The sequence below is a fragment of the Lysinibacillus telephonicus genome (assembly GCF_003966145.1).
Lineage (GTDB): Bacteria > Bacillota > Bacilli > Bacillales_A > Planococcaceae > Ureibacillus > Ureibacillus telephonicus.
Genome location: NZ_RXNR01000020.1, coordinates 17,901 through 34,040, shown reverse-complemented (window position 1 = coordinate 34,040; position 16,140 = coordinate 17,901). Strand labels below are relative to the sequence as shown.

The window sequence follows — 16,140 nt, the reverse complement described above, 5'->3', positions numbered from 1 at the left end:
ATTGCAGCCTTTTTTCGCTTAAGGAGAGAATATAGATGTATCCAATTATGTTAAAAATTGAACAAAAACGAGTTTTAATCGTCGGTGGGGGAAAAGTGGCAACACAAAAAATTGATAAGTTGCTAGAGCAAAATGCAAATGTATGCGTTGTAAGTCCCACAATAACAGACACTCTACATAATTATGTCTTAAATGGACAAATTCAATGGATTAATCGTACATTTAAACAAGAAGATACTAAAGATGCTTTTTTAGTAATCGCTGCAACGAATAACCGAAGCGTGAATGAGTTGGTGAAAAAAAGCTGCTCGGAAGGACAACTGATAAATGTTGTCGATGCACCAGAAACAAGTGATTTTTATAATATGGCAGTTGTAGAACGCGGAGAATTGAAAATTGCCATCTCAACAGAAGGGGCAAGTCCTACGTTAGCGAGGAAAATTAAGCGGGATTTAATAGAAGTTTTTGATGATGGTTATGAGGACTATTTAAGATTTTTACTTAAAGCACGTAAAAAAATTAAAGAAACTGTACACGATGAAGAAAGAAAAAATTATTTATTGAATGAAATAATGTATGACTTTTATCGTAAAAATGAAGTCGAACGGGAACGTTTTCTTGAAAATATTAACTAGATTCACTTATATATTAATAAAAGAGATAAAAAAGAGAGATCGTCCAAAAAACTTATTTGGAACGGTCTTTTTCATGCCTATTTTAAATTATAAGAGGGGTTGTTTCAGAAATTCACTTCTGAACAACTTCTTTTTTTATTCGTTAAGTAAGGAAGTTTTTTCATCAATTTGGGCTGCTTAAATGCAGGTTATATCAACCAACTATGTTGTTTGTTAATTGTAAATAATATAAGTTTTTTATTGAGATTATGTAAAAGAATAGTACGGAACAATTTCTTTCATTTAAAATTACGTTTATAGTAAGGTATGGTTTTAATGACATTAGCATTTAAAGTCGATGCTAGAGTATGGGGATGAATTATGTCAATGTGGAACAACTATCTTTAGTTTTACAACTTAGAAAGAAGGAAACAACATGGATTTATATTATATGGTGCTCCTTTTCATAATAGGATTCGTCGGTTCATTTCTATCTGGAATGCTTGGAATCGGTGGTGCTATTGTTAAATACCCTATGCTGCTTATGATACCGCCATTATTTGGATTTCAAGCGTTAACAGCACATGAGGTTTCTGGAATAAGTGCCCTCGATGTTTTATTCGTATCGATAGCTGGTGTGCTTACTTTCCGCAAGGGAGGGTATTTAAATAAATCACTAATTACCGTGATGGGTTTATTTGTCTTAATCGGTACATTAATTGGCTCCCTGGAATCAGAGCATTTAACGGAAACTCAAGTAAATACTGTATATGGAATTTTAGCGTTATTAGCAGCAATTATGATGTTTATACCGAAAAAACAAATTGATTTAGACAATGTAACATATAACAAACCGCTTGCAGCTATACTTGCATTCTTTATTGGAATAGGTTCTGGTATAGTAGGTGCAGGAGGAGGATTTTTATTAATTCCAAGCATGTTATTAATTCTTCACATCCCCACAAGAATAACAATCGCTTCAAGTTTGGCAATTACGTTTATTTCTTCCCTTGCTGGCTCATTCGGTAAAATTGTAACAGGGCAAGTAGAATATCTCCCTGCAATTATTGTAATTATCGCTGGAATGATCGCAGCTCCTCTAGGTGCAAAAATCAGCCAAAAAATGAACACGAAGACATTGCAAGGTATTTTAGCTATTTTAATACTAGGAACAGCCGTTAAAATATGGATTGATATTTTATAATAAAAAAACAGACGTGTTTATACAAATGCGTCTTTTTTAGTACAAACAGGTGTAGATTATTAAAGAAAGTGTCTAATATAATAACAAAATTAATATGTTAAAATATGGTGTATATAAAGTGGGGGATAAGATGACAAGGAATAAATATATTTTAGTCAGTTTCGTAATAGCATTTATTTTTGGAATTCCTTTTAAATGGATTCAATATAAAGGCGAAGAAACAATATCGTTTTTCCAACTATTTGATTTAGGTGTAAACCATTTGTTTTTTGATGGTTGGTTATTGGCAGCAAATACTCTAATAATATTTATTGTACTGTCTTGTACTTTAAAATTAAAAAGTAGAATAAAACCTTTATAATCTTTTTGATGTAACCTAAGGCGTTATTCGAACAACGCAAAAACTTTTTATGAAAAACATCTAATCAAATTTACAAAACATTGTGGACAGGAGCAGTTAATATGGGTGAAAAATTTGTACCAATTACAACTAAAAATTTAGAACAATGCAGCGAACTATATATTCATGTTTTTAATAGTGAACCTTGGAATGAAAGTTGGACACACCAAGATGCAAAAGAAAGACTTTCGGATTTAATACAAACACCAAAATTTCTTGGTTTTATACTATATGATAACGACGATTTAATTGGATTCATTGCTGGGAATTGTAAACGATCCTTTTCAGGATTAACTTTTTATTTAGCTGAATTGTGTATTAATAATCAGATTCAAGGCAAAGGTTATGGTTCAAAGCTGCTTCGTTATCTAGAACAAGAGTTAAGGGATAGAGGAGTGCAAAGCCTTTATTTATTAACAGCCACTGGAGGACTTGCAGAAGCGTTTTATTTAAAAAATGACTATGTAGTAAATGAGGATAGGGTTGTTATAAGAAAAAATTTAACTTGAACATACTCTGTAGAAATATCGCTATTCAGTAAAAATATTTTAAGTAAAGGTTAACGTTATGAATTCGTTTATAAAGGTTTAACGAAGCTTTTATTAATACTTCGTCATATTTTGTACTTAAATTTACATAGTTTATCTTTTTAGAATTTGAGAATAATTGATTTTTAATATGGGCTTCACATATAATAAAAGTATCACGTGATGGTTTGGAGGTATGAACAATGGGGTCGAGAAATTAAGAATTGGTGAATTGGCTGAAATTACAGGAATTACAAAGCGAACAATTGACTATTATACAAACCTTGGTCTTTTAAAAGCTGAACGTTCTACTTCTAATTACCGGTATTACAAGTCAGATGCCATTGAGCGACTTTATAAAATTGAAGAGATGAAATCAAGTGGAATGAGTTTAAAAGACATTAAAAATTCATTTGAAAAAGAGCATCAATATGAAGAAATTGATATTCAAGAGCTTCGTTTACACATGCAAACTCTACAAAATGAAGTTACTACATTACTTGAACAAATGAAGCAACAAGAGCAAACAACACAAACTACGATTAAAAATAATGTATCAAAAGAAAGTGTTGCATTAATGCAATCTTTATTATTACTTATAACCTAGGAGGTGAAGTCTTACTTTTTTAAGTAAGACAACTTATTGACCGCGTTAAATTTAACGATTTTTACTATTTTAATAGCGTTAACTGCATTTTTCGTTGCCACTGAATTTGCGATTGTAAAGGTAAGGCAATCGAGAATTGATCAGTTAGTTGCAGAAGGTAAGAAGGGTGCTCTTGCAGCAAAACATGTTACCACCCATTTAGATGAATATTTATCAGCCTGTCAATTAGGGATTACAGTTACAGCACTTGGTATTGGTATGGTTGGAGAATCAACATTTGAATTTATTTTACACCCAATGTTTGAAGCCATAGGTATTTCAAGTAATTATGTTCATTACTTTACAATTGCTGCAGCCTTCATCATCGCCACTTTTTTACATGTAGTGGTAGGGGAATTAGCTCCGAAAACAGCAGCTATTCAAAAATCAGAAACAATTACATTAATATTTGCAAAACCAATAATGATTTTCTATAAAATTTTGTATCCATTTATTTGGTTCTTAAATGGATCTGCCCGTATACTGGTGGGGATTTTTGGTATGAAGCCTGCTTCAGAACATGAACTGTCACATACTGAAGAAGAACTGCGCTTATTATTAACTGAAAGCTATAAAAACGGTGAAATTAACCATAACGAATTAAAATATGTAAATAATGTATTTGAATTCGATGATCGAATAGCAAGAGAAATAATGGTTCCACGAACAGAAATAGTAGGCTTTAATAAGAACGCCTCATTTAGTGAAGTGTTGACAACCATTCAAGAAGAACGCTACACTCGATACCCTGTTTATGAAGAAGACCGTGATAATATTATCGGTTTTATTAATATTAAAGACTTTTTAACACAGGGCTTAAGCAACCGAATTACTGCAGAAACTTTTAATATAGAAAGTTTTATTAATCCTGTTATTAAAACAATTGAAACAGCCCCGATTCAAGAACTATTAACAAGAATGCAAAAAGAACGTACACATATTGCTATTCTTTTAGATGAATACGGTGGCACATCAGGTTTAGTAACAGTAGAGGATATATTAGAAGAATTAGTCGGTGAAATTCGCGATGAATTTGATGATGATGAAATTGCAGATATTCGCAAGGTGAAAGACGGTCATTACATTATTCATGCGAAGGTATTGTTAGAGGATGTATCAAAGTTATTACAAATAGAACTAGAAAACCCTGATGTAGATACTATTGGTGGCTGGTATTTTGCGCAAGATATGGAACTAAATCAAGAAAATATAATTGATTATGGAGGCTATTCATTCTCGATTTACGAAAAGGAAGAACACCATATTCATTTTATTGAAGTGAAACAAACTGTAAACTTAATAGCTTAGTTTTTTAGTAGAAAGACTAAAGTATAACAAGACACTAAGGGCTGCTCAGAATGTAAAAACTCTGAACAGCCTTTTAAGTTACTCTAATATGCTAAAAAAGTATTGTTGTTTGGTAATAGGAAATGAGTTCCTTTTAAAAATTTATTCTACAGCTCCAGCATTCATGCCGGCTATACGTCCAGTTACTAGGGCGCTTGTAATGTTGTAGCCGCCGGTATACCCATGAATATCTAAAATTTCACCACAGAAAAATAGGCCTGATTTCTTTTTGGATGCCATTGTTTTTGGCTCGATTTCTTTTACCGATACACCACCGCCAGTCACAAATGCTTTTTCTAAAGGCAATGTACCATGTACATCCATTGTAAAACCAACAAGCTCGTTTGCTAATTGACGAATTTTTTCCTGCGATAGTTCTGCGGCTGTTTTGGATGCATCAATACCAACCCGGTCCATTAAAAATAACAGCCACCGTTCTGGCGCAACGTTTTTCCAAACATTTTTAACAGCCTTTTTTGGGTCTTCCTTTAATAATTTATTTAAATATTGTACACAAGTTTCAATGTTGAAATCTGTCAATGTTTGAATCCGAACCTGAACAGGAGCGCCGCCATTTTTCTTCCGCTCCTTCACGATAAATTGGCTGCAGCGTAAAATTGCCGGTCCACTTAAGCCAAAGTGTGTAAAGAGCATGTCCATTTGATGTGTGATAATTGCTTTACCTTTTTTATTCAAAACAGATACTGCAACATCTCTTAATGCAAGACCTTGCAATTCACGAGACTGAATAAAGGGCTCGTTTGATTTTACTGGTACTTCTGTTGGATATAATTCTGTTACGGTATGGCCTGCACGTTCGGCCCATGGATAACCATCTCCAGTAGATCCCGTCTGAGGAACTGCTTTACCTCCAACAGCTACCACCACAGCTTTAGCCAATATTTCAGTACCGTCAGATAATCTTACTCCCAATATTTTTTCATCATTCATTAATAATTTACTTACTGTTGTTTGAAGCCGTATTTCGACATGAAGCCGTTCTAATTCATTGATTAACGCGTCGACAACATCCTGCGCGCGATTGGATACAGGGAACATGCGACCGTGATCCTCTTCTTTCAGTTTTACGCCAAGTCCTTCGAAAAAATCGATAATATTTTCATTATTATATACTGTGAATGGACTATATAAAAAACGCCCATTACCAGGAATATGTTTTATAATTTCATCTACCGATAGGCGGTTTGTAACGTTGCAACGCCCTCCGCCAGAAATCGCCAGCTTTTTGCCGAGTTTATTTCCTTTTTCAATTAATAAAACCTTTTTCTTTTGTTCTCCAGCAGCAATTGCGGCCATTAATCCTGAAGGACCTCCACCGATAACAATTACATCAATCATTGATTCTTCTCACTTTCTACACTAACTGCCGTTAATAATTTTATTTTGAATGAGTTAAGCAGCGTGGTTTTATAAAAATTTTAAATAAAGTGCTACCTTGCCATTCATATTATACATAAATTATAGAGAAACTATTTGAGTAAATCGTCTTTCACATGTAAACTAACATGTAGATTCGTTTTCGCAACAACATTCGTTAGAAATCGTCGACTAAATAGGTCGACTCTTATTTTTTAGATTTCTATACATACTTTTACAATTTCATAAAGATTGGAATGTTTATATGTCTTCATTAATGAAAGGGACGGCGATATTAACAATTGGTTTGTTTTTATCAAAAGTGCTTGGATTAATTTATGTATTCCCATTTTACTCAATTGTTGGGGAGGAAAATATTGGGTTATATCAATATTCTTATGTTCCATATAATATTATGCTTTCAATTGCTATTTCAGGGCTGCCAATAGCTGTCTCGAAATTTGTTTCAAAATATAATGCATTAGGCGATTATGAAGCGGGGAGACGTTTATTTAAATCAGGTGTAGTGGTCATGCTAATCACCGGTTTACTATCGTTTCTTGCTTTGAACTTATTAGCGAATCCGATAGCAAACGTTGTTATTGAAGATGATGAGCAAATTTTTACAGTTGAACAAATCTCTTCGGTTATTAGATGGGTTAGCTTTGCTTTGCTGGTAGTTCCGTTCATGAGTTTAATTAGAGGATTTTTCCAAGGCTACAATCAATACATGCCAACTTCTGTTTCCCAATTAGTTGAACAAATTGTTCGTATAATTGTCTTGCTTGGTGGTTCCTTCCTGGTAGTTGTGCTGCTAAATGGTACTCCAGAAACAGCTATTAAATTTGCAGTATTTGCAGCATTTGTTGGTGCTCTTGGTGGTTTAGTTGTTCTTTATTATTATTGGAAGAAATTTAAACCTGAGTTTAATACATTTCTTGAGGGCAGTGTTTCTTCAGGAGAATTGTCTTATAAAGATATTTATAAGGAAATTTTGCAATCCTCTATTCCAATTGTATTTGTTGGGATGTCAAATTCATTATTCCAGTTAGTCGATATGTTAACGTTCAACAATGCGATGACTTCTATCGGACTAGCTAAGGTTACGGATACGTATTTGGCAATGTTAAATTTTTTATCACATAAAATCGTTATTATTCCAGTTATGCTTGCAACTGGATTTTCAATGGCATTAATTCCGATTATTACAAAGCATTTTACACTTGCAGAATTCAATGTACTTCGTGGAGCGATGGATAAAACATATCAAGTGCTGTTATTTATTACAATTCCAGCGAGTATGGGCATCACTATTTTAGCACCTGATATTTATCACGTTCTATATGAGCAAAGTGAAATGGGAGCGGAAGTGTTAGCTCATTATGCACCTACGGCAATATTATTTGCCTTATTTTCAGTGACAGCTGCTATTTTACAAGGTATCGATTATCAAAAGTGGATAATTTTCAGCTTATTAACTGGTTTATTAATAAAGCTCATGTTAAATACGCCTCTTGTAAAATTAATGCAGGTAGATGGTGCTATACTAGCAACTGCAATTGGTTATTTGGTTACTATTTTGATTAATATTGTAGTAATTCATAAAGTGCTGCATTACCGTTCGAAGCTGGTCTTTAGACGTACAATTTTAATTTGTATTTTAACTGCGGTTATGATGATTGCTGTATTTGCTGTAAATAAACTACTATACTTCATTGCTGAGCCAGAAAATAAGGTGATTACAAGTATTTATCTACTAATTTGTGTAGGGGTTGGAGCAGCGGCTTATGGAGCCTTAGCATATAGACTTGGGCTTGCACAAAAGCTTTTAGGTGATCGTATTACCAAAATAGCAAGCAAAATAGGGTTGAAATAGGAGGAATCAACTTTAAGTGCGTTTAGATAAATTGTTAGGGAATATGGGGTATGGAAGTAGAAAAGAAGTAAAACTGCTGTTAAAGCAAAAAGCTGTAACTGTTGACGGAATTGTTGTAAAGGATGCTGCAATGCATGTAAAACCTGAAGTACAACATGTAAGTGTTTTTGGTGAACGGGTGCACTATACAGAATTTATTTATTTAATGATGAATAAACCACCCGGTGTTATTTCTGCAACAGAAGATTTGCATGATAAAACGGTAATTGATTTATTGGATCCATTAGCACAACATTTCAAACCTTTTCCTGTTGGACGTTTAGACAAAGATACTGAAGGGTTGCTTCTCATTACAAATGATGGACAGTTATCTCATAACTTATTATCACCTAAAAAACATGTGCCTAAAACTTACTATGCAAGAATTGATGGGGTAGTAACGGAAGCAGATATTGAAGCATTTAAGAATGGAGTAGTTCTTGATGATGGTTATAAAACCAAGCCTGGCGAACTTGTTATTTTAAAGTCGGATACTGTTTCCGAAATTGAATTAACAATCCGCGAAGGAAAGTTTCATCAAGTCAAACGGATGTTTGAAGCGGTTGATAAGAAAGTAGTCTATTTAAAACGTCTGTCGATGGGAAGCTTGAAACTAGATGAAACATTAGAGCTTGGGGATTACCGTGAACTAACTGAGGAAGAACTGGCTGCATCAAAAAATATTAATCAGTAATCAAAAATACCTTAAAAGAGTGAGTCAATCTCTTTTAAGGTATTTTTTAATTAGACTTATTAAGTGAATTTGAGGCAATACTGATAAAATATAGAACTGCGTAAATATTTTAAAGGGTGAAAAAAACATGGAATTCCACGTAAAAATATTCTGAAGTGCGTAAATCTTTCTGTAAAATTCGTAAAAATAGTCGAATCCACGTAATTATTAGTTAGTGTGTAAAAAGTAGTGAAAGTACGTAAATAATAAAAAAATTACGTGAATAAGAAAGGGAATCGCGTAAAAGGTTAGTAAACTCGCGTAAATTTTGTGAAAAGCACTTTGAAAAATTAACTTTGCGATAATAATATAAAGATCCAGATAAACGCAAAAAAAAGAATGACCACGACGACAGGTCATTCTCTGTTGATTTAATACTTTCTATGTCTAGCAATTAACGCTTGCCTATAGCAACTTAAAAATGAAAGCTGCAAGTCGTATTTTTAGGGAAATATATTTCAATAAATTATTGGCAAAAATGCGCTTATTGCCTTTATATCTAAGATGTTAATTTTACTTTTTTCTTCGTCGTTGTCCATTTGCCTCGGCTTGGGCTAACAACCAAGTCATTAAAGGCTAACACATTCAAATCTCTTTGAATGGTGCGAGGAGTGATGTTGAACTCTTCGACTAAATCCTGTGTAGACACCGTCCCTTTATCAAGGATAAACATATACACGTCTTTAATACGATTAAGCATTCTGTCAGTAGTTGGTTTCATAATTATGAACCACTCCTTCGATCTTAATTCTCATGGCAAAGACTAGCGGACGACAATTAGTGCAGAGGTGCACATAGGCGTATTATATTTCTGCCTTAGACATCCCCTTTTTTAAATTTTTTTGTCAAGTAAATAACTATGACAACGCCATTATATCAGCAAACTATTAATTTTTCCATAATTCTCAATTAATTAATATAATTTTTAAATGTTTGTAATGTGATAATACGAAAAATAGTATTAGATTATGTCAAATGTGCTTGTACTTTATTTTATTAAGAGTAAAATAATCGTAATTACAATTTGAGGTGGTATAAAATGGATTGGTTTACAATCGCGCAATCTAGAAAAGATGAGTTAATTTTAGAATTACAACATTTAATTCAAATTGAAAGTGTTCTTGATGAGGATGGAGCTACTGAGTCAGCGCCTTTTGGTCAAGGTCCGTTAAAGGCATTGCAATTTATGCTTCAAAAAGGGGAACAGCAAGGATTTATTACAAAAAATGTAGACAATATTGCTGGCCATATCGAAATGGGAGAAGGACAAGATATACTGGGAATTTTATGTCATGTAGATGTTGTTCCAGCTGGGGATTCATGGACATATCCACCCTTTAAAGGTGAAATTGCAGATGGGAAAATTTATGGTCGTGGTGCAATAGATGATAAAGGACCGACGATGGCAGCCTGGCTGGCGATGAAAATGGTGAAGGATGCGGGGGTCAAATTAACCAAACGTGTTCGAATGATTATAGGAACAGATGAAGAAAGCGGCTTTCGCTGTGTAGAGCGTTATTTTGAAAAAGAAGAGATGCCTGCTATTGGTTTTGCTCCAGATGCAGATTTTCCGATGATTAATGCTGAAAAAGGAATCGCGGTGCTTGATTTTTCACAGCAGGGTCCAATAAGTAAAGATGAGGAATTAGTTGCTTTTCAATCTGGTCATCGTACAAATATGGTGCCGGACTTTGCAAAGGCTATTGTTCAAAACTTACCAAATGAAATTGAATCAGAATTTCAGAAATTTTTAGAAAAAAATATGACGGAAGGTACTTTAACGAAAGAGGAAAATAGATATATAATAACTATTAAAGGAAAGTCAGCACATGCATTGGAACCAGAAAAAGGTAAAAATGCAGCAGTATTGCTTTCAAGATTTTTACAAGGATTTATAACTACGAATGCAAGTAAGCAGTTTGTATCATTTATGGTAAATGCTTTCGACAACGATCATTATGGGACAAATTTAAAGTTAAATTTTGCTGATGAAATGTCAGGTCAAACAACCTTAAACCCAGGTATCGTTCTGTTTCATAATGAACATGGCGGACGTATTCAAGTTAGTATGCGTTATTCAGTTTCATATCCATTTGAGCAAAAAATTACAGAAGCAGGTGATCTCTTATCCTCTTATGGATTTGCACTTGATGTTGTATCAAACTCAGCTCCGCATTATGTTGCTGAAGAAGAAATGCTCGTTCAAACATTACTAAAGGTATATCGAAAGCATACTGGCGACTTATCAAAGCCGCTATCTACTGGTGGTGGGACGTATGCACGTACAATGGAAAAAGGGGTTGCATTTGGTATGTTATTCCCTGGTGAACCTGATGTTGCGCATCAAGCAGATGAATTTGTTGTCATTGAAAATTTAATTAAAGCAGCTGCTATTTATGCTGAAGCAATTGTAGAACTAGCTAGTGAAAAATAATAAGAAGGACGTGGGAAAAGTGGGTTATACATTATGGAATGATAAGATTGTGAATGATGATGAGGTTATTATTGATAAGGAAGACCGTGGATATCAATTCGGCGACGGCGTTTATGAAGTAATCAAAGTATACAATGGCGAAATGTTTACAGCACAAGAACATATTGATCGTTTTTATTTGAGTGCTGATAAAATTAAAATCACTATTCCTTATACAAAAGATAAATTAATTAAACTACTTCATGAATTAATAGAAGCAAATAATTTAAATACAGGAAATCTTTATTTCCAAATTACACGAGGTACTTCTCCACGTAATCATTTGTTCCCAGGTGATGATGTATTGCCAGTACTAACTGGAAATGTAAAAGAAGCGCCTCGTTCAGTAGAAAATATGCAAAATGGTGTGAAAGCAACAATACTTGAAGATATTCGTTGGCTGCGCTGCGATATAAAATCATTAAACTTATTAGGTGCTGTTTTAGCTAAACAAGAAGCACATGATAAAGGCTGCTATGAAGCAATTTTACATCGTGATGGAACAATTACTGAAGGTTCTTCGACAAATGTCTTTGGCATTAAAGATGGGGTGCTATATACTCATCCTGCTAACAATTTAATTTTGAGCGGAATTACACGTGGTGTTATTTTAACTTGTGCGAAGGAAATTGGCCTACCTATTAAAGAAGAAGCATTTACGACAGAACAAGCATTGAATATGGATGAATTATTTGTTTCTTCAACAACTTCTGAAATTACACCAGTAGTAGAAGTGGATGGAGTGAAAATTAACGGTAGCGTTATTGGCGAATGGACTCGTAAATTACAAGAACAATTTACAACAAAAATTCCACAGCCATTACATTCTAATAAATAAGAAAGAAACTTTTTTAGAATAACATAGTTTCATTAAATGATAGAAAAATTAGGAGTGTAGGCAAAGTTTAAACTGACTTTAAGAGTACAGTTCACTTTTGACTACACTCCTTTTTCTATTTATGACCTTTTAAAAGCAGCTGTTCTGACGATCTAGCAAACACTTGTCAGAAGTTTATCTGCAAAGATAGCAGTGTTAGGTACAACATAAGTATAAAAAGCGAATGTCGACAGTCTGAACTTCTGTTGATAGTCATATTGAGATGCAGGTTAGCCCCTATTTTTTTTTCTTTCCCTCATGTAAAATTGAACCATCGGCTATAGATTAGATAGGAGTGTTTTAATTGGCTCAATTAGTAAAGCTTCAAGATTATATTTCAAGATATCAAATGAATTTAACTAGGTATCCAACTCAGTTTGTACGTTTAAAGAAAAGCCAGTGGGAGAGAGTGAAGCATCAATGGTTATCGGGAGAAGAAATTCCTGAGTGGGAACATATTGATAATCAGGAGGAAATTCAAGAACCAAAAAGACGTATTTCCCTGTTAAAAAAATTTAAGTTCAAAAAACAAGAACTGGAAGAGGAAGATATCGAAAAAGTTGATGTTTCGAATGAGTTAATTAATCAAGAAGATGAAATTCAAGAAGAAGAGACTACATTATTCTTTGAGCCAAAAATAGTGTATTATCCTAGTACGTTGGAAGAATTAAAAAGAATGTTTTTTGATCAATTTTTTCATTTTCAAATAAAATGGGCAAGCTCGACATTACGTGAAAAATCCTATGTTGATCCGAGATTTATGCGGGATACTATGCTAAGAAGCTTGCTTCAACGCTTTCCAGATAGTTATTTAGTATTTTATTACCCTATTGTGAAAGTAAAAAAAGCACCGGTTGAATTAGATATTATATTATTAACACCGACAGAATGTATTTGTATAACAGTTGTTGAAGAAGAAAATTCAGCTGTTTTTGTTGGAAACAGTGATCGTTTTTGGACAAAAAAAGTAGGGAAAATCGATAAAAAAGTGCTAAATCCAATTATTCAACTTAACAGGATGGAATCAATAATTTCGCAGCTGTTTATCAATAATGATGTTGAAATGCCTATTCGAAAAGTACTACTATCAAGAAATGGCTATTTTGATTATCCTGGCTCAATCTATAATGTACAGTTTGTGGATAAACGTGAGTACCCAAAATGGATGCTGCAAATGAAACGGTCAACTTCCCCTATGAAACGTATGCAAATGCATGCAGCTCAAACGATTTTGCAATCCGTCCAAACTACCTCATTTAACCGAGATATTTGGAATGCTGAGCAACAAGAGGAAAAGTAAGCGTGAAGCTATATTTTATTATTAATGAATTTGCAGGAAGTGGGAAAGGGAAGAAAGTTTGGCAGCAATTAAGGAAAGAATTAACTACACCTTCCTTCAATTTTACTTTTACGAGATATGAGGGACATGCAAGTAAGCTTGCAGAACATTTTTGTGAAAAGGCATTAGCTTCTAATCAGACAGCTTTAATCATAGCAATTGGCGGAGACGGGACTATTCATGAAGTGGTAAATGGTGTTATAGGGTATAGTAATGTCTTAGTTGGTGCTGTTTGTGCTGGATCGGGAAATGATTTTTCAAGAGGCTATGCTTCTTTCCAAACAGCACGCCAAATTGATGACTTTATGATGCACAGTGGGAGAGCTTTTCAAGAGAAGGACTGCGGTATAGTAAAGCTGAATAAAGAAAATCTAAAAAAAGTATTTTGTGAATAATACTGGAATCGGCTTTGATGCATATATAGCTTATAAAACAAATAATTCAAAAATAAAGAAAAGATTAAATAAAATAGGTCTTGGGCAGCTCAGCTATATATATTTTGTTCTATATTGCTTATTTACCTATAAATTATTTAAATTAACTATTCAACAAGACGGACAACAGTATACATACGAAAAAGTATGGTTTGCAACAGTTTCAAATCAGCCTTACTTTGGAGGTGGCATGAAAATATCCCCAAATTCTTGTTCAAAAGATGGACTAATAGAGTTAACAATTGTCTATAATCTCTCAAGATTTAAACTATTACTGCTCTTTATAACTGTTTTTTTCGGTGCGCATACACGATTAAAGGAAGTTGTTCAAATAAGCAGCAGCAAGTTCATTTTAAGTGTAGATAAGGAATTGCCGTGCCACGCAGATGGAGAATTAATAGGAACTACAAAGAAAGAGTCGGAAATTACTTATACTGTAAGTTTGAATAGTTTGAAACTAGCCGATGTAAAATAGCGAAAATATGAAATTATAAGAAATATAAGTTATAATAAAATGGAATTTCTCTTCATTCAGCAATTATATTAGGTGGGTGAAGAGCAAAGGTGTAATTGATGTACAACTAGAAATGAGGATAAATGAAGTGAGATTAAGAAATAAACCATGGGCAGAGGAATTCATAAATAGTCATCCAGAAATTATTATTCCAAGCCCAGAGCAATATAAAGGGAATTGGAAAGAAGTATTTGGAAATGATCATCCTCTTCATATAGAAGTTGGGACGGGGAAAGGTCAATTTGTTACGGGAATGGCGCTTGCAAATCCAACTATTAATTATATTGGAATCGAATTATATGATAGCGTCATTGTAAGTGCTTTAGAAAAAGTTTTAGATGCAAATACACCGCCAAATTTACGATTATTAAAAGTAAATGGGGCAGATTTAGATAAATATTTCCAAAAAAATGATATTAGTCGTGTTTACTTGAATTTCTCAGATCCTTGGCCGAAAACACGTCATGCAAAGCGTCGTTTAACGCACGAAGGATTTTTGAAATTATATGAGTCGATTTTAATCGATAATGGTGAGGTTCATTTTAAAACGGATAATCGTGGCCTCTTCGAATATTCCCTTGTAAGCATGTCTGAATATGGTATGCTGCTAAAATATGTATCACTTGATTTACATGCAAATATGCCGGAAGACAATATTATGACGGAATATGAAGAAAAATTTTCAGCTAAGGGCCAGCCGATATATCGTCTAGAAGCACAGTTCGTTGCCAAATAAGGAATTATGATTAGTTAACGGTTGTGTAATTTAAAGATGAAGAAGTGGGCTTAACATCTATCGATTAGAATCATTTCAATTGAAATAGTTGTAAAGGGGAGAGATGGATGGATACGTTTCAATTTCACAACATGTCATTAACATGGCTTAATGGGGGTGTAACTTCTTTAGATGGTGGAGCAATGTTTGGGGTGGTGCCGAAACCTCTTTGGTCACGCAAATATCCTGTAAATGAAAAAAATCAGATAGAACTTGCATGTGAACCGATCTTGCTTCAATATGAGGGGAAAAATTACTTAATCGATAGTGGTGTCGGTTTTAATAAATTAACAGAAAAACAACTTAGAAACTACGGTGTAACCGAAGAATCGACAATATTACAAAGCTTAGAAGAGCTTGGGCTTACTGCAATGGATATTGATGCCGTATTAATGACGCATCTGCATTTTGATCATGCTGGAGGATTGACTCGCTGGGAAGGAGATGTACTAGTTCCGACATTCCCGAATGCAAAAATCTATACGACTCAAATTGAATGGGATGAAATGAGAAGCCCTAATATCCGTTCCAAAAATACGTATTGGAAGGAAAATTGGGAGCCCATTCAAGAGCAAGTGGAAACTTTTACAAATTCATTAGTTGTTGCACCTGGCTTAGAGATGATTCATACTGGTGGGCATAGTGATGGTCACGCAATTATAAAATTATCGCAAAACGATGAAACTATGCTTCATATGGCTGACATTATGCCAACACATGCTCACCAAAATCCATTATGGGTTCTAGCTTATGATGATTATCCAATGACAAGTGTATTTGCAAAGGAAAAAATCATGAAGGAAGCTCTTGCAAACGGCTATAAATTTATTTTTTACCATGATGCTTATTACCGCATGATTCAATGGTCGCCAGATGGAAAAGAAGTAATTGATTCATTAAAACGAGGCAAAGAGGCAAAAATACAATTTCAAACGAATTTATAAAAGAAAGCTGTTCGATTTGAT

17 protein-coding genes are annotated in these 16,140 nt (G+C 33.9%); 15 read left to right on the top strand and 2 right to left on the bottom strand.

Annotated features, from left to right (window positions below):
• The first annotated feature begins 35 nt into the window (after positions 1-35).
• The 6 genes from EKG35_RS08970 to EKG35_RS08945 all read left to right on the top strand — a co-directional run bounded on the left by EKG35_RS08970 (position 36) and on the right by EKG35_RS08945 (position 4,699).
• Positions 36-635, top strand: coding sequence for an NAD(P)-binding protein (locus tag EKG35_RS08970; RefSeq protein WP_126294109.1), 600 nt, complete (start codon positions 36-38; stop codon positions 633-635).
• 415 nt (positions 636-1,050) lie between these two features.
• Positions 1,051-1,818: a sulfite exporter TauE/SafE family protein gene (locus EKG35_RS08965; RefSeq protein WP_126294108.1), complete on the top strand. Its 768-nt coding sequence runs from the start codon at positions 1,051-1,053 to the stop codon at positions 1,816-1,818.
• Between the two features lie 130 nt (positions 1,819-1,948).
• Complete coding sequence (locus tag EKG35_RS08960; RefSeq protein ID WP_126294107.1) at positions 1,949-2,179, top strand: hypothetical protein; 231 nt, start codon at positions 1,949-1,951, stop codon at positions 2,177-2,179.
• A 101-nt stretch (positions 2,180-2,280) separates the two neighbouring features.
• Positions 2,281-2,727, top strand: a complete 447-nt coding sequence (locus EKG35_RS08955) for a GNAT family N-acetyltransferase (protein ID WP_126294106.1) — start codon at positions 2,281-2,283, stop codon at positions 2,725-2,727.
• 214 nt (positions 2,728-2,941) lie between these two features.
• Positions 2,942-3,352: a MerR family transcriptional regulator gene (locus EKG35_RS08950; protein WP_126294105.1), complete on the top strand. Its 411-nt coding sequence runs from the start codon at positions 2,942-2,944 to the stop codon at positions 3,350-3,352.
• A gap of 36 nt (positions 3,353-3,388) precedes the next feature.
• Positions 3,389-4,699: a hemolysin family protein gene (locus EKG35_RS08945; RefSeq protein ID WP_126294104.1), complete on the top strand. Its 1,311-nt coding sequence runs from the start codon at positions 3,389-3,391 to the stop codon at positions 4,697-4,699.
• A 141-nt stretch (positions 4,700-4,840) separates the two neighbouring features.
• Here the strand turns inward: EKG35_RS08945 and EKG35_RS08940 are convergent, their stop codons facing one another.
• A complete protein-coding gene (locus EKG35_RS08940; RefSeq protein WP_126294103.1) occupies positions 4,841-6,097 on the bottom strand; it encodes a BaiN/RdsA family NAD(P)/FAD-dependent oxidoreductase in 1,257 nt (418 codons plus the stop codon).
• 283 nt (positions 6,098-6,380) lie between these two features.
• Here EKG35_RS08940 and EKG35_RS08935 point away from each other — a divergent pair, with 283 nt between their 5' ends.
• Positions 6,381-7,991, top strand: coding sequence for a putative polysaccharide biosynthesis protein (locus EKG35_RS08935; protein ID WP_126294102.1), 1,611 nt, complete (start codon positions 6,381-6,383; stop codon positions 7,989-7,991).
• A 16-nt stretch (positions 7,992-8,007) separates the two neighbouring features.
• Positions 8,008-8,724: a pseudouridine synthase gene (locus EKG35_RS08930; RefSeq protein ID WP_126294101.1), complete on the top strand. Its 717-nt coding sequence runs from the start codon at positions 8,008-8,010 to the stop codon at positions 8,722-8,724.
• Between the two features lie 538 nt (positions 8,725-9,262).
• On the opposite strand, the gene EKG35_RS08920 is transcribed toward EKG35_RS08930, so the two are convergent.
• A complete protein-coding gene (locus tag EKG35_RS08920; protein ID WP_097072935.1) occupies positions 9,263-9,484 on the bottom strand; it encodes a DeoR family transcriptional regulator in 222 nt (73 codons plus the stop codon).
• A gap of 318 nt (positions 9,485-9,802) precedes the next feature.
• Between EKG35_RS08920 and pepV the strand changes: the two genes are divergently transcribed.
• The 7 genes from pepV (at position 9,803) to EKG35_RS08885 (ending at position 16,119) form a co-directional block, all read left to right on the top strand.
• Positions 9,803-11,197, top strand: a complete 1,395-nt coding sequence (pepV, locus tag EKG35_RS08915; protein WP_126294099.1) for a dipeptidase PepV — start codon at positions 9,803-9,805, stop codon at positions 11,195-11,197.
• Between the two features lie 19 nt (positions 11,198-11,216).
• The gene (gene dat / locus EKG35_RS08910; RefSeq protein WP_126294098.1) at positions 11,217-12,074 is read left to right on the top strand and encodes a D-amino-acid transaminase; all 858 of its coding nucleotides are present in this window, start codon (positions 11,217-11,219) and stop codon (positions 12,072-12,074) included.
• A 343-nt stretch (positions 12,075-12,417) separates the two neighbouring features.
• Positions 12,418-13,413: a nuclease-related domain-containing protein gene (locus tag EKG35_RS08905; RefSeq protein WP_126294097.1), complete on the top strand. Its 996-nt coding sequence runs from the start codon at positions 12,418-12,420 to the stop codon at positions 13,411-13,413.
• Between the two features lie 2 nt (positions 13,414-13,415).
• The gene (locus EKG35_RS08900) at positions 13,416-13,847 is read left to right on the top strand and encodes an acylglycerol kinase family protein (protein ID WP_126294096.1); all 432 of its coding nucleotides are present in this window, start codon (positions 13,416-13,418) and stop codon (positions 13,845-13,847) included.
• Complete coding sequence (locus EKG35_RS08895) at positions 13,840-14,361, top strand: diacylglycerol/lipid kinase family protein (protein WP_126294095.1); 522 nt, start codon at positions 13,840-13,842, stop codon at positions 14,359-14,361. Before EKG35_RS08900 ends, EKG35_RS08895 begins: the two co-directional genes overlap by 8 nt.
• Positions 14,362-14,488: 127 nt before the next feature.
• Positions 14,489-15,136, top strand: coding sequence for a tRNA (guanosine(46)-N7)-methyltransferase TrmB (trmB, locus tag EKG35_RS08890; RefSeq protein ID WP_126294140.1), 648 nt, complete (start codon positions 14,489-14,491; stop codon positions 15,134-15,136).
• A gap of 107 nt (positions 15,137-15,243) precedes the next feature.
• Positions 15,244-16,119: a YtnP family quorum-quenching lactonase gene (locus EKG35_RS08885; protein ID WP_126294094.1), complete on the top strand. Its 876-nt coding sequence runs from the start codon at positions 15,244-15,246 to the stop codon at positions 16,117-16,119.
• The last annotated feature ends 21 nt before the right edge of the window (positions 16,120-16,140 follow it).

Coding starts and splice junctions, on each gene's coding strand:
- EKG35_RS08970 (WP_126294109.1), top strand. CDS start 36: ATGTATCCAATTATGTTAAAAATTGAACAAAAACGAGTTTTAATCGTC.
- EKG35_RS08960 (WP_126294107.1), top strand. CDS start 1,949: ATGACAAGGAATAAATATATTTTAGTCAGTTTCGTAATAGCATTTATT.
- EKG35_RS08950 (WP_126294105.1), top strand. CDS start 2,942: ATGAACAATGGGGTCGAGAAATTAAGAATTGGTGAATTGGCTGAAATT.
- pepV (WP_126294099.1), top strand. CDS start 9,803: ATGGATTGGTTTACAATCGCGCAATCTAGAAAAGATGAGTTAATTTTA.
- EKG35_RS08935 (WP_126294102.1), top strand. CDS start 6,381: ATGTCTTCATTAATGAAAGGGACGGCGATATTAACAATTGGTTTGTTT.
- EKG35_RS08955 (WP_126294106.1), top strand. CDS start 2,281: ATGGGTGAAAAATTTGTACCAATTACAACTAAAAATTTAGAACAATGC.
- EKG35_RS08940 (WP_126294103.1), bottom strand. CDS start 6,097: ATGATTGATGTAATTGTTATCGGTGGAGGTCCTTCAGGATTAATGGCC.
- EKG35_RS08965 (WP_126294108.1), top strand. CDS start 1,051: ATGGATTTATATTATATGGTGCTCCTTTTCATAATAGGATTCGTCGGT.
- EKG35_RS08885 (WP_126294094.1), top strand. CDS start 15,244: ATGGATACGTTTCAATTTCACAACATGTCATTAACATGGCTTAATGGG.
- EKG35_RS08920 (WP_097072935.1), bottom strand. CDS start 9,484: ATGAAACCAACTACTGACAGAATGCTTAATCGTATTAAAGACGTGTAT.